This is a genomic window from Pseudomonas sp. HOU2 (assembly GCF_040729435.1).
GTDB lineage: Bacteria > Pseudomonadota > Gammaproteobacteria > Pseudomonadales > Pseudomonadaceae > Aquipseudomonas.
In genome coordinates, this window is the sequence record NZ_CP160398.1 from 347,344 (window position 1) to 361,226 (window position 13,883).

The 13,883-nt window shown below is 59.3% G+C and carries 12 protein-coding genes; 7 read left to right on the forward strand and 5 right to left on the reverse strand.

Features of this window, described 5'->3' with window-relative positions:
* Positions 1-70: 70 nt before the first annotated feature.
* Positions 71-1,192, reverse strand: coding sequence for a sugar diacid recognition domain-containing protein (locus tag ABV589_RS01550; RefSeq protein ID WP_367084592.1), 1,122 nt, complete (start codon positions 1,190-1,192; stop codon positions 71-73).
* A gap of 172 nt (positions 1,193-1,364) precedes the next feature.
* Here ABV589_RS01550 and ABV589_RS01555 point away from each other — a divergent pair, with 172 nt between their 5' ends.
* The 3 genes from ABV589_RS01555 (at position 1,365) to rarD (ending at position 5,070) form a co-directional block, all read left to right on the forward strand.
* Complete coding sequence (locus ABV589_RS01555; protein WP_027611996.1) at positions 1,365-2,675, forward strand: MFS transporter; 1,311 nt, start codon at positions 1,365-1,367, stop codon at positions 2,673-2,675.
* Between the two features lie 213 nt (positions 2,676-2,888).
* A complete protein-coding gene (locus tag ABV589_RS01560; RefSeq protein WP_367084593.1) occupies positions 2,889-3,902 on the forward strand; it encodes an aldo/keto reductase in 1,014 nt (337 codons plus the stop codon).
* A 286-nt stretch (positions 3,903-4,188) separates the two neighbouring features.
* On the forward strand, positions 4,189-5,070 hold the full coding sequence (gene rarD, locus ABV589_RS01565) for an EamA family transporter RarD (RefSeq protein ID WP_007963362.1): 882 nt from the start codon (positions 4,189-4,191) through the stop codon (positions 5,068-5,070).
* A gap of 134 nt (positions 5,071-5,204) precedes the next feature.
* Here rarD and hppD read toward each other — a convergent pair whose 3' ends face one another.
* Both hppD and ABV589_RS01575 read right to left on the reverse strand, forming a co-directional pair.
* Positions 5,205-6,281, reverse strand: coding sequence for a 4-hydroxyphenylpyruvate dioxygenase (hppD, locus tag ABV589_RS01570; protein WP_007963361.1), 1,077 nt, complete (start codon positions 6,279-6,281; stop codon positions 5,205-5,207).
* Positions 6,282-6,526: 245 nt separating this feature from the next.
* On the reverse strand, positions 6,527-7,474 hold the full coding sequence (locus tag ABV589_RS01575; RefSeq protein ID WP_367084594.1) for an EamA family transporter: 948 nt from the start codon (positions 7,472-7,474) through the stop codon (positions 6,527-6,529).
* A gap of 78 nt (positions 7,475-7,552) precedes the next feature.
* Here ABV589_RS01575 and ABV589_RS01580 point away from each other — a divergent pair, with 78 nt between their 5' ends.
* From ABV589_RS01580 to ABV589_RS01590, 3 genes are all read left to right on the forward strand, one after another.
* On the forward strand, positions 7,553-8,425 hold the full coding sequence (locus ABV589_RS01580) for a LysR family transcriptional regulator (protein WP_367084595.1): 873 nt from the start codon (positions 7,553-7,555) through the stop codon (positions 8,423-8,425).
* A gap of 115 nt (positions 8,426-8,540) precedes the next feature.
* Complete coding sequence (locus ABV589_RS01585; protein WP_367084596.1) at positions 8,541-10,076, forward strand: EAL domain-containing protein; 1,536 nt, start codon at positions 8,541-8,543, stop codon at positions 10,074-10,076.
* A gap of 234 nt (positions 10,077-10,310) precedes the next feature.
* Positions 10,311-10,676, forward strand: coding sequence for a histone-like nucleoid-structuring protein, MvaT/MvaU family (locus tag ABV589_RS01590; RefSeq protein ID WP_007963346.1), 366 nt, complete (start codon positions 10,311-10,313; stop codon positions 10,674-10,676).
* A 218-nt stretch (positions 10,677-10,894) separates the two neighbouring features.
* Here the strand turns inward: ABV589_RS01590 and ABV589_RS01595 are convergent, their stop codons facing one another.
* On the reverse strand, positions 10,895-11,413 hold the full coding sequence (locus tag ABV589_RS01595) for a DUF4946 domain-containing protein (protein ID WP_367086241.1): 519 nt from the start codon (positions 11,411-11,413) through the stop codon (positions 10,895-10,897).
* Positions 11,414-11,552: 139 nt separating this feature from the next.
* Here ABV589_RS01595 and gloA point away from each other — a divergent pair, with 139 nt between their 5' ends.
* Positions 11,553-12,074, forward strand: a complete 522-nt coding sequence (gene gloA, locus ABV589_RS01600; RefSeq protein WP_007963339.1) for a lactoylglutathione lyase — start codon at positions 11,553-11,555, stop codon at positions 12,072-12,074.
* Between the two features lie 174 nt (positions 12,075-12,248).
* Here the strand turns inward: gloA and ahpF are convergent, their stop codons facing one another.
* Positions 12,249-13,811, reverse strand: a complete 1,563-nt coding sequence (ahpF, locus tag ABV589_RS01605) for an alkyl hydroperoxide reductase subunit F (protein WP_367084597.1) — start codon at positions 13,809-13,811, stop codon at positions 12,249-12,251.
* Positions 13,812-13,883: the final 72 nt, after the last annotated feature.

Here is a 13,883-nt window from a genome sequence, read left to right on the forward strand (position 1 = left end):
TACAAAACTTGTAATCACCTTGTAAACCTGTGGGAGCTGGCTTGCCAGCGATGGCGGCCGCAAGAACAACTCATACAGCTAGATCAGTCTGCGGCAGCAATTGCACCCCAAGGTACAACGCCAACATCCCGTCCAGCCGCAGCGGATCCACCCCGCTGATCTCGGCAATCCGCTCCATCCGGTAACGCAGGCTGTTGCGATGAATGCCCAATGCATCGGCACACGCCTGACTCTGCCCATCGTGTTCACACCAACTGCGCAGGGTCGCGAGCAACTGGCCGTTGCCATCCTTGGTGATGACCTTGCGCAACGGTTTGAGCAATTCATCCAGCGCATCATCGTTGCGATGGCGCCAGAGCATCACCGGCAAGCGATAGCGGTTGAGGGTCAGCAAACGCGAGTGCGGCAGCACATCCCGGCCATAGGCAAGCAAATCGCCGACCCGCCGATAGCAACGGCGTAACCCGGCCAGCCCATCCGCCTGCCCACCCACAGCGATGCGCAGAATGTTCCAGCCGAGGCCATCAAGCTTTTCCAGCAGACGATCATGTTCAACCGTCTGACTTGCGGGCCGGCACCACAGCAGCGATGACTTGGCCGAACTCACGCACCAACTGTCCGGGTAGCGCGAGGTCAGCCAGGCGCTCAAGGCCTCGACGGTCTGCCCCGGCCCGTGCTCCAGACCCAGCTCGAACAGATACGGCACCCGGGTCAATTGCGGCTTGAGCCCCAGTTGCTGCGCCTCATCGACCAGCCGCGGCGAGTCGCCGGCGTCGCTCAACAGCAACGCCAACAGGTCATCGCAACGCTGGCGTCGCCATTGCTGCTCGGCCTGCTGGTTGCGCTGGCCGACGAGCATTTCGGCGGTCATGCGCACCAGTTCGGCGTAGGTGCGCAGTTGCTCCGGTTCGCCGGTGATGCCAAGTACGCCGATCAACCGCTGATCGAGCAGCAGCGGCAGGTTGATCCCCGGCTGCACGCCCTTCAAATGCACGGCGGTTTGCGCGTCGATCTCCACCACCCGCCCGTTGGCCAGCACCAGTTGCGCACCTTCGTGACGGGTGTTGATGCGCTCCGGCTCGCCGCTGCCGAGGATCAGCCCCTGGCTGTCCATGACGTTGACGTTGTAGGGCAAAATGGCCATGGCCCGGTCGACGATATCCTGAGCGAGGTCGTGATCGAGTTCGAACATGATCGGCAAAATCCTTAAGCAGCGGCGGCGGACGGTTGTTCACCCGCACAGGGTCTGGCGGCAAACCCTGTGCTCAGGCACAAAGACAATCCGGCCACAGGTGGCCGAGACTCTCGGGGCGATCAACGTTAACCTGTGCATCGCAAAAAATCATAATAAAGAGAGAGCCGCTATGTCGCAGAGCGCCGCAGCTACCCAGACCATCGATGACGGTAAAAACGCCGTCTACAAACGCATCACCCTGCGTTTGATCCCCTTCATCTTCATCTGCTACCTGTTCAACTACCTCGACCGGGTCAACGTTGGCTTCGCCAAACTGCAGATGCTCGACGCACTGAAGTTCAGCGAAACCGTGTACGGCCTCGGTGCCGGGATCTTCTTCATCGGCTACGTGCTGTGCGGCGTGCCGAGCAATCTGGCCTTGACCCGATTCGGCCCGCGCCGCTGGATCGCGCTGATGATGATCACTTGGGGCACGCTGTCGACCTGTCTGTTGTTCGTCACCACCCCGACCCAGTTCTACACCCTGCGCCTGTTCACTGGCGCCGCCGAAGCCGGGTTCTTCCCCGGTGTGGTGCTGTACCTCTCGCAGTGGTTCCCGACGTTCCGCCGTGGGCGGATCATGGCACTGTTCATGTCGGCGATCCCGGTGTCCGGTTTGCTCGGCAGTCCGTTTTCCGGCTGGATTCTCAATCACTTCGCCGCAGGCCAGGGCGGTCTGGCCGGCTGGCAGTGGATGTTTCTGCTGCAAGGCATTCCAACGGTCATCCTCGGCGCCCTCGCCTATTTCCTGCTGAGCGACAGCTTTGCCAACGCCAAGTGGCTGAGCCCGCATGAGCGCGCGGTGCTCGAGGCGGATCAGGCCGAAGACCTGGCGAACAAGCCGAAAACCACTTCCGACTCGCTGCTCGCGGTGTTCAAGAACCCGGCGATCTGGGCATTCGGCCTGATCTACTTCTGCATCCAGAGCGGCGTGTACGCGATCAACTTCTGGCTGCCGTCGATCATCAAGAACCTCGGCTTCAGTGACAACCTGGTGATCGGCTGGCTGAGCGCGATCCCCTATCTGCTGGCGGCGGTGTTCATGTTGCTGGTCGGGCGTTCGGCAGACTTGCGCAAAGAACGGCGCTGGCACTTGGTGGTGCCGATGTTGATGGGCGCGCTCGGTCTGCTGATTGCGGTGAACTTCGCCGCCAACCCGGCCATCGCCATTCTCGGCCTGACCATCGCGACCATGGGCGCGCTGACCGGACTGCCGATGTTCTGGCCGGTGCCGACCGCCCTGTTGAGCGCGGGCGCGGCGGCCGGTGGTCTGGCGTTGATCAACTCGATGGGGCAAATGGCCGGTTTCCTCAGCCCGTACCTGGTGGGTTGGGTCAAGGACAGCACCGGTTCGACCGATGCGGCGTTGTATTTGCTGGCGGGTGTGATCGTTGGCGGCAGCTTGCTGGCGTTGCGCATGACGCGGACGTTGCGCGCGTAATCACGCTTCAAGAGCAAAAGATCGCAGCCTGCGGCAGCTCCTACATGGAAATACGCGTTTTCCTGTAGGAGCTGCCGCAGGCTGCGATCTTTTTACGATGCCCGAGCAAACTCAGGTACTGCAGGCAGGTCGCTCAGCCGATAATTCACTTTGCCCCGTGGGATGCTTCTGGTATTTGATTGGAGCTTTCCCACCCGATAAAAGGATTTCGGCATGAGCTATCGCACACTGGGGCACTCAGGGTTGCAGGTGTCCACCCTCACCCTCGGCACGATGATGTTTGGCGAGCAGACCAGCGCTGAAGATTCGCTGCGCATCATCGACAAGGCCTGGGATCAGGGCATCAATTTCATCGACACCGCCGACGTCTATACCAACGGCCGCTCGGAAGAAATCGTCGGCGAGGCGATTGCCCGCCATCGGCACGAATGGGTGTTGGCGACCAAGGTCGGGTTCGGCCCGGTGGATGGTGTGCCGAACCGCAGCGGCTTGAGCCGCAAGCACATCTTCAATGGTCTGGAGGCCAGCCTGACGCGCCTCGGCACCGACTATCTCGACATCTATTACCTGCACCGCGAAGACCACAACACGCCGCTGGAAGTCACTGTGTCGGCGATTGGCGATCTGATTCGCCAGGGCAAGATTCGTTACTGGGGCTTGTCGAATTATCGAGGCTGGCGCATTGCCGAGGTGATCCGTATCGCCGACAACCTCGGCGTTGATCGCCCGGTCATCAGCCAGCCGCTGTACAACATCGTCAACCGTCAGGCCGAGACCGAACAGATCACCGCCGCGCAGACCTATGGCCTCGGCGTGGTGCCTTACAGTCCGCTGGCTCGCGGCGTGCTCAGCGGCAAATACGCGCCCGACGTAACCCCGGACGCCAACAGCCGCGCCGGGCGTCAGGACAAGCGCATTCTGGAAACCGAATGGCGGGTGGAATCGCTGCGCATCGCCCAGCAGATTCAGCAGTACACGCAAGGCCGTGGGGTCGGGATTGTCGAATTCGCGATTGCCTGGGTGCTGAACAACAGCGCGGTGACTTCGGCGATTGTCGGACCGCGCACCGAACAGCAGTGGGATGCCTACACCAAGGCGCAGGCGGTGCAGATCACGGCAGAGGATGAAGCGTTTATCGACTCGCTGGTAACACCGGGGCACGCGTCGACGCCGGGGTTCAACGATGTGAGCCATTTTGTGTCGGGCCGTAGACCGCGTTCGGCGTGAGATCGCTGCCCTCACCCTAGCCCTCTCCCGGGGGAGAGGGAACCGATCGGGGAATATTGAAGCTACGCTTTTGCCTGAAGCTGTTGTGTTGAATCCATAATCGACTCGGACTTTCACATCGCTGAATGTCGCGAGACCCTGCGGTCAGTCCCCTCTCCCTCTGGGAGAGGGTTAGGGTGAGGGGCTTTTGGGTTCATGTAGGAAATATTGGCCACCCCGACCAATATTCAGCACAAAAACCACGTATCCTGCGCGCCCTGTTTGATCACCCATCCGCGAGGACAGTTTGTCTAAAGGTATCGCTCTATCGGTTTCAGCCTCGGTGCTGTTTGCCGTCATGTATTACTACACTTCGCTGCTCACCCCATTGAGCGGCGTGGAAATCTTTGGCTGGCGGATGCTGCTGACCGTGCCGTGCATGACCGTGTTCATGCTGGTGTCGGGGGAATGGCGGCGGGTGCTGGAACTGTTGCGCAAGGTGGCGGGCTATCCAAAGCTGATCGGCGGTCTGATCGTTTCGTCGGGCTTGCTCGGCGTGCAGTTGTGGTTGTTCATGTGGGCGCCGCTCAATGGCTACAGCCTCGACGTGTCGCTGGGTTATTTCCTGTTGCCGCTGGCGATGGTACTGACCGGGCGCATCGTGTACGGCGACAGCCTGTCGTACCTGCAGAAAATCGCGGTGTTCTTTGCCATTCTCGGCGTGGCCAACGAGCTGTATCAGGTCGGCGGATTCTCCTGGGCGACGCTGGTGGTCGTGGTCGGGTATCCGCTGTATTTCGTCCTGCGCAAACGCCTGAAGACCGACCACCTCGGTGGTCTGTGGGTCGACATGACCTTGATGCTGCCGGTGGCGTATTGGTTCGTGCGCGGCGGTGAGCAAGGCTTTGCCGTGTTCGATCAGTACCCGGGCCTGCTCTGGCTGATTCCGCTGCTCGGGCTGATCAGTGCTTCGGCGCTGGTGGTGTACATCATTGCCAGCCGCTTGTTGCCGTTCAGTCTGTTTGGCTTGCTCAGTTATGTGGAGCCGGTGTTGCTGCTCGGCGTGGCGTTGTTGCTGGGGGAAAGTATCAAGGCGGGTGAGTGGCTGACGTATATTCCGATCTGGCTGGCGGTGGTGGTGCTGGTGTTTGAAGGATTCAAGCACTTGATGCGGCAACGCCGCTCTTGAAAGCAAAAGATCGCAGCCTGCGGCAGCTCCTACAGGGAATGCATTCCAAGGTAGGAGCTGCCGGAGGCTCGGGCCGCGATCGGACGATCTTTTGATCTTGAAAAAGCCTGGCACAAGCCAGGCTTTTTCATGGCTTACTCGGTGGTCAGCACACCACGACGCACCTGGTCACGCTCGATCGATTCGAACAGTGCCTTGAAGTTACCCTCGCCGAAACCATCATCGCCCTTACGCTGGATGAATTCGAAGAACACCGGGCCCATCAGGGTTTCCGAGAAGATCTGCAGCAGCAGGCGCTTGTCGTCCGGGTTCGACGAGCCGTCGAGCAGGATGCCGCGCGATTGCAGTTGATCCACCGGCTCGCCGTGGTTCGGCAGGCGGCCTTCGAGCATTTCGTAGTAGGTGTCCGGCGGTGCGGTCATGAAGCGCATGCCGATCTTCTTCAACTGATCCCAGGTCTTGACCAGGTCGTCAGTGAGGAACGCCACGTGCTGGATGCCCTCGCCGTTGAACTGCATCAGGAACTCTTCGATCTGCCCGGCGCCCTTGGACGACTCTTCGTTCAGCGGGATGCGGATCATGCCGTCCGGAGCGGTCATCGCTTTCGAGGTCAGGCCGGTGTATTCGCCCTTGATGTCGAAGTAGCGGATCTCGCGGAAGTTGAACAGCTTCTCGTAGAAGTTGGCCCAGTAAGCCATGCGGCCACGGTACACGTTGTGGGTCAGGTGATCGATGATCTTCAGGCCGGCACCGACCGGGTTGCGGTCAACACCCTCGATGAACACGAAGTCGATGTCGTAGATCGAGCTGCCTTCGCCAAAGCGGTCGATCAGGTACAGCGGCGCACCGCCGATGCCTTTGATCGCTGGCAGGTTCAGCTCCATCGGACCGGTTTCGATGTGGATCGGCTGGGCGCCGAGTTCCAGGGCGCGGTTGTAGGCTTTCTGTGAATCCTTGACGCGAAACGCCATGCCGCACACCGACGGGCCATGTTCGGCGGCGAAGTACGAGGCGACGCTGTGCGGTTCGTTATTGAGGATCAGGTTGATCGCGCCCTGACGGTACAGGTGTACGTTCTTGGAGCGGTGGGTCGCGACTTTGGTGAAGCCCATGATCTCGAAGATCGGCTCCAGGGTGCCAGGAGTCGGCGATGCGAACTCGATGAATTCAAAGCCCATCAGGCCCATTGGGTTTTCGTATAGATCGGTCATGGTGACGCCTCATCATTCTTATCAATTAACCAGAGTTATTTGTCAGTAATGCTGAGACCGGCGGGAGGTGCGCAGGAGATGCCTCGCACGCTGCGGGCGAGGAAGTCACCGTAGATCAGTTGAAACCCGAATATCTTCATTGTCGACCCAAGGCTCTTGCGGGCGAGGCTTCTGCTGCCAGAAGACGATTATTATTGTATGCGTAACCCGATTCTACACAGCGTAAATAGGGTTGTCTGCCCTCTCTATAAAATCCGCCTTTTTCGCATCGGTGCAAGAGGTTTGTTGCACAGGTAAATCCCCACCAGCACCAATCCGCCGCCCAGGCACATGCTCATCGTCAGTTGCTCGCCGAGCAGCAGTGCGCCGAGCACCACCGCAGTCAGCGGATTCAGGGCAATGAACACGCCGGAGCGGGTTGCGCCGATTTTGCGGATGCCGTCGTAGTAGCCGATGTAGGCCAGCGCCGAGCCGAGTACGCCAAGGTAAATCAGGCTCAGCCATTGTGCCGCGCCGAGGTTGATCAAGGCCGCCCCGCTGACCTCGCCACGCAGCATTGCCAGCGTCCACAGCATCCCGCTGCCGATCAACACGGAAAACGTCACGGTCTGCAGCGGGCCAATGGATTGGTTCAGCCCCCGGGAAAACAGCGAGTAAACGCCCCAGCTCAACACGCAGCCAAAAATCAACAGATCACCGATCCATGTATCGGGTGTCACGACAAGTAATTGCGGGTTGCGGCTGACAATCACCAGAGCGGCGCCGGCGATGCAGGTCGCGATACCGGCGACTTTCACCCGGCCCAGGTGCTCCTTGAACAGCAGCCATGAGGCCAGACCGATCACGGCCGGGTTCAACGCGACAATCAACGAGGCCCGTGAAGCATTGATGTACTGCAGGCCATAAAAGAAGCACAGGTTGTAGAAGAAAATCCCGAAGAACCCGAGCAGAGTCAGTTGCAGCCATTGCCGGAACGTCGGTCGCGCCAGCGGGATACGCGCTATCCACAGAAACCCGAGCAGCGCCATGCTGGCGAGCAGGAAGCGCAGGCTGGCGGCGAACAGCGGGCTGAGGCTGCCCGCCAGAAAACGCCCGGCGACGAATGTTCCGCCCCAAATCATGGTTACCGCCGCCAGGGTCAGATAAACCGGGCGGTCGGAAGTTGTTGCGTGGATTTGTTCGACGTTGCGCATGACACTCCAGACCAAAGCAGGCAAAGGATGGCGTATCATTCACCTCATTTCCTCTCATCGTAAAATGAGCAAACACTCATGACCCTCACGCAACTGGAGATCTTCTCGCTGGTCGCTGAACTGCGCGGTTTCACCCTCGCCGCCCATCGTCTGGGGATTTCGCAGTCGGCGATATCCCACGCGATGAAGTCGCTGGAGCAGGAGTTGGGCGTGGAGTTGTTGCGGCGGCATCAGTCGCAGGTGGAACTTACCGATATTGGCGAGCAGTTGCTCCAGCGCGCACGGGCCATGCTCGGCCTGGCCAACACCTTGCGCCAGGAAGCCGCCGATGCGCGCGGCATGAAAAGCGGTACGCTGCGGATCGGCTCGTTCGGCCCGACATCATCAATCAAGTTGCTGCCGAAGATTCTGCAGCGCTATCGCGAAGTGCATCCGGGCATCGAAGTGCACATTGATGAGGGGCCGGACCGGCAGGTGCTGCAGTGGCTGGAGGAGCGGCGAATCGACGTCGGTTTTGTGGTGTTGCCCGAGGAACGCTTCGACACTTTTGCTCTGGTCGAAGACCAGATGGTTGCCCTGCTCCCGCTCGATCACCCACTGGCCGCACGTGCGGCGCTGAGCCTCCAGGATCTGTGTGCCGACCCATTTGTGCTGACCGAGGCCGGGTCATCGGAGCTGGTTTCACGTTTGTTCACCGCCGCGCGCCTGCAACCGAACATTCGCTATCGCTGTTCGCAATTGCTCAGTACGCTGGACGTCGTCAGCCGGGGCGATGCAATCACCGTCGTCGCTGAAGGCTCGTTGCCGGACGATCCTGCCCCGCGTTACGTGAAGAAGCCGCTGTTGCCGGCGGTGCAACGCCTGATCGGCCTGGCTGTCCTCGATCAGCGTCAGGCTTCGCCCGCCACGCGAGCGTTTATCGAACTCGCTGCACAGATCAACCCGCCGTGAGCGGCACAAGCGCCAACGGCCATCTATCATCCCTTTTGACTTCGCTGTTACTCACAGGCGCGCCGTTGCCAGGCCTGCGTTCGAGAGTTCCACTCCATCGCAACAGGATGCGTCCATGCCCTTGACCGTCAAACCCCGCCGCAAACGTAGCGTACGCATTTGTGTGAGCCTGCTTTGTGGTGTTTTACCCGTTCTGCTGGGCGGCGGGATTCTGTATCTGCAAGCCGAGCGCACCTTGCAACAGAGCACGCAAAATACCGCCGAGGAGGCGCTGCGCCAGTTTGAACTGATGCTCGACAACACCGCCCAGGCCGCCAGTGAATTGTTGCCATTGGCCGGTCAACCCTGCGACAGCGTCAAACTGGCGTTGCGTGAGCAGGTGACGCGTCGCCCCTTCGTGCGCTCGACCAATCTGGTGTGGGACAACAACCTCTATTGTAGTTCGCTGTTCGGGGAGTTCCAGGAGGCCGTAAACCCGGGCGACTACACCCAGGGCAAACTGTGGTTGATGAATGGCAACCCCGTGACGCCCAACACCGCGCTGCTGGTGTATCGGCTCAGCGAAGGTCGCGGTGGCGCGCTGACCACCCTCGATGGTTATCACCTGAGCAACATCCTGCGCCTGATCGGCCGGCAGACGCTGCTGTTGCTGCAAGTCGGCGACAATTGGCTGTCCGCCGATGGCAAAGTGCATCAGGGCGCCCTGCCGCCGTTGCCGGTGGCGCAGAGTATGCTCGCGTCTTCGCGCTATGCCTTCAGTGTCAGTGCAGGCTTCCCGCAGGGACAAACCTGGCGCTACATGGGCAGCGAATACCCGCCGCTGTTCAGTCTGCTGATATTTTTCGGGGTGATCGCGGGCGCTATCGCCCACGTCCTGCAGCGACGCGCCACCTCCCCCAGCCATGAAATGCTGCGCGCACTGGAGGCCGGCGAGTTCATCCCCTACTTCCAGCCAGTGGTGCATGGCGACAGTAAAAAATGGTCCGGTGCTGAAGTGCTGATGCGCTGGAATCACCCCAGAGAAGGTCTGGTGCGGCCGGACCTGTTCATCCCGTTTGCCGAACATTCGGGCCTGATCGTGCCCATGACCCGCACCCTGATGCAGCAGACTGCCGCCCTGCTCGGTCCGTTGTCGGCGGACTTCGACAAACCGTTCCACATCGGCATCAACATCACCGCCAGCCACTGCCAGGATCTGCAACTGGTCGAAGACTGTCGCGAATTTCTCGCTGCATTTGCCCCCGGCAGCATCAACCTGGTGCTGGAGCTGACCGAGCGCGAGCTGATCGAGCCAACCGATGTCACGCACCAGTTGTTCGAGCAGTTGCACACGCTGGGGGTGATGATCGCCATCGACGACTTCGGCACCGGCCATTCAAGCCTGGGTTATCTGCGCAAATTCAACGTCGACTTCCTGAAGATCGACCAGAGTTTCGTCGCGATGATCGGCATTGACGCGCTGTCGCGGCATATTCTGGACACAATTATCGAACTCTCGGCCAAGCTCGATCTGGGTATTGTTGCCGAAGGTGTAGAAACTCCGGCACAGGCTGACTATCTGACCGCACACCACGTCAACTTCCTGCAGGGCTATCTGTTCGGAAAACCCATGCCAGGCGCCGACTTCATCGATGCATTAAGTCACCATTAACTAAAAATAAATTAAGCCCGGTGCTGCCACCCGACGCACCAAATTGATACAAAACACCACTGTTGTTACATGACGACAAGATCAGGATTTACTCTTGGCGCATTAACTACTACAATTTTTTCAGCCTGTGAGAGATTGGCAGGTGAGCCATTATCACCGAGTCGCTTCAAGGCTCTTGGCTTATAGCTTTGTTTGCGGTTGGTATCAGCCAAACACACTATTGGAGTAAAGATATTGTCCAGACTCGCTGAATTTCGTGCAGCTGAAAAGGCCCTTCAGGAACAGCTCAAGCAGTTGGAATCGCTGAAGAACGATGCCGGGCTCAAGAAAGAAATCGAATTCGAAGAAAAGCTCCAGGGGCTGATGAAAACCTACGGCAAAGGCCTGAAAGACATCATCGCCATCCTCGATCCGAACCCGTCCAAGTCCGGCTTGCAAGTGTCCACCGCACCAAAAACCCGCCGTGCGCGCGTGGTCAAGGTTTACCACAACCCGCACACCGGTGAACTGATCGAAACCAAGGGCGGTAACCACCGTGGCCTGAAAGCCTGGAAGGAACAGTACGGTGCTGCCACCGTTGATTCCTGGTTGCGCGGTTAATCTTGCGTCAACAAACAAGCCCTGCATTATGCAGGGCTTTTTTTTCGACAATATCTAACAAAAGCAACGATTTCCCCCACGCTAGTTATCAATCCGCTTTAACACCCACAAGCCGTGAGGCTAAACATTTTGCGCCGGGATGTTGCAGCCGCAACGATCACTAAACTTTGTGCTTAATTCCTTCGGGTATCTAAACCCGTCGCGGTGCAAACAGACGCTTAAAGTTTCAAGCTGTTTCTCATTGCGACTATTTCCTCGGTGCTCGCCTTATAAACCTCGGCCTGACCCGCGTAAGAAAGTACATAGGCCTTATCCGCCGTAGCCGCAGCAACCAATGTTTGCGACAACACATGTCGACCGTTTTCGGTGATCGTGCAGGTGGTTTCCAGCGCATCCAAAGAGCCGAGCGTCGTCGGGTGCACCTTGTTGCAAACACTTTGATAGCCGCCCTGGAAGAAGTCTTTCTGAATCGACTTGCGCATCTCCAGCAAAACGCCCGGCACGTTGACCTGATGACCCGCTTCCACCTGGCTCATGGTCAGCTCCATTACCATCACTTGATTGCCGTCAGCGTCGTTTTTCACGGCGCGCTGGCGCGAAACCTGAGCGGCTTGTTCGGGCAGCGCCTCCACTTCCCAGCCTGCCGGCCAGGTGATGCTCGGCTGATCCGCCAGCGCCGAAACGGCAAGCAGCGATGAGAAAAGGCAAACGAACAGCGCTTTGAACGGTCGGATCATTACCAGAGGCACTCGCAGATTGAGCAGCAAAGTCTGAGGCCCGGCCGCCCACAGAGCAAGCCGCGCATTCGGTTTGGCGATGCCGCCCCGCATGCGTATCATTGCGCCCATTCACTCGCCCCATTGTTACGGAGGGCCTATGAGCCTGCACGAACTGAACACTTTCCCCGGCGTCACCGCCACTCCAGACAGCGCAACCCGCAACTTCGTCTTCAACCACACCATGCTGCGTGTGAAGGACATCACCAAGTCTCTGGACTTCTACACTCGCGTACTGGGCTTCTCGCTGGTTGAAAAGCGTGATTTCCCGGAAGCCGAATTCAGCCTGTACTTCCTCGCCCTGGTCGACAAGGCGCAGATCCCGGCGGACGCCGCTGCCCGCACCGAGTGGATGAAGTCGATTCCCGGCATCCTCGAGCTGACCCACAACCACGGCACTGAAAACGACGCCGATTTTGCCTATCACAACGGCAACACCGACCCACGCGGTTTCGGCCACATCTGCATCTCGGTGCCGGACATCGTTGCCGCGTGCGCACGTTTCGAAGAACTGGGTTGTGATTTCCAGAAGCGCCTGACTGATGGCCGCATGAAAAGTCTGGCGTTCATCAAGGACCCGGATGGCTACTGGGTAGAAATCATTCAGCCTGCGCCACTGTAACTGACTGCAAATTTCTCCTGTAGGAGTGAGCCTGCTCGCGATAGCGGTGTGTCAGGCCATGATGTTTTGAATGTGCAGCCGCCATCGCGAGCAGGCTCACTCCTACAATTGGATTGTGTCAGGCATAAAAAAACCCATGATCACTCATGGGTTTTTTGTTTCAGCGACTGACGTTTACGCCGGCGCCGAAGTACGGATCAAGTGATCGAACGCGCTGAGGGAAGCCTTGGCGCCCTCGCCCACCGCAATCACGATCTGCTTGTACGGCACGGTGGTCACGTCGCCGGCCGCGAAGACGCCCGGGATCGACGTCTCGCCACGGTTGTCGACGATGATTTCACCACGCGGCGACAGCTCGAGGGTGCCTTTGAGCCAGTCGGTGTTCGGCAGCAGACCGATCTGCACGAAGATCCCTTCCAGCTCGACACTGCGCAGCTCGTCAGTTTTGCGATCCTTGTAACGCAGACCGTTGACCTTCTCGCCGTTACCGGTGACTTCAGTGGTTTGCGCACTGGTGATCACGGTGACGTTCGGCAGACTGTGCAGTTTGCGTTGCAGTACCGCGTCGGCACGCAGTTGCACGTCGAACTCCAGCAGCGTCACGTGGGCAACGATACCGGCCAGGTCGATGGCCGCTTCAACGCCGGAGTTACCGCCGCCGATCACCGCCACGCGCTTGCCTTTGAACAGTGGGCCGTCGCAGTGCGGGCAGTACGCCACGCCCTTGTTGCGGTATTCCTGCTCACCCGGCACGTTCATTTCCCGCCAGCGTGCGCCGGTCGCCAGGATCACGCTCTTGGCTTTCAGGGTCGCACCGCTGGCGAAGTGGACTTCGTGCAGCTCGCCGTTCTTGCCGGGAATCAGCTTGTCGGCGCGTTGCAGGTTCATGATGTCGACGTCGTACTGCTTGACGTGTTCTTCCAGCGCCGTCGCCAGTTTCGGGCCTTCGGTTTCCTGCACGGAAATGAAGTTCTCGATGGCCATGGTGTCGAGCACCTGACCGCCGAAGCGCTCAGCCGCCACACCGGTGCGGATGCCTTTACGGGCGGCATAGATAGCGGCCGAAGCACCGGCCGGGCCACCACCAACTACCAGCACATCGAAGGCTTCTTTCGCGCTGATTTTCTCGGCCTGACGCTCGATGGCGCCGGTGTCGAGTTTGGCGAGGATTTCTTCCAGGCCCATGCGGCCCTGGCCAAAATTTTCACCGTTGAGGTAGATGCTCGGCACGGCCATGATCTTGCGATCGTTGACTTCGTCCTGGAACAACGCGCCGTCGATGGCGACGTGACGGATGTTCGGGTTCAGCACGGCCATCAGGTTCAGCGCCTGGACCACGTCCGGGCAGTTCTGGCACGACAGCGAGAAGTAGGTTTCGAAGCTGAACTCCCCCTTGAGCGAGCGGATCTGTTCGATCACGTCGGCACTGGCTTTCGATGGGTGGCCGCCGACTTGCAACAGGGCCAGCACCAGCGATGTGAATTCATGGCCCATCGGGATGCCGGCGAAACGCAGGCTGATCTCGGCACCCGGGCGATTGATCGAGAACGACGGCTTGCGGGCATCGGTGCCGCTGTCGATCAGAGTAATCTGGCTCGAAAGACTGGCAACGTCTTTCAGCAGGTCAAGCATTTCCCGGGATTTCGCACCGTCGTCGAGGGAAGCAACGATCTCGATCGGCTGGGTGACCCGTTCCAGGTACGATTTCAACTGGGCTTTAAGATTGGCGTCCAACATACGGGCGATCTCCTGTGTCTTTATTCGAGGCGAAAAAAAGCCCGAGCGAATCTCGCCCGGGCTTTTTCAATG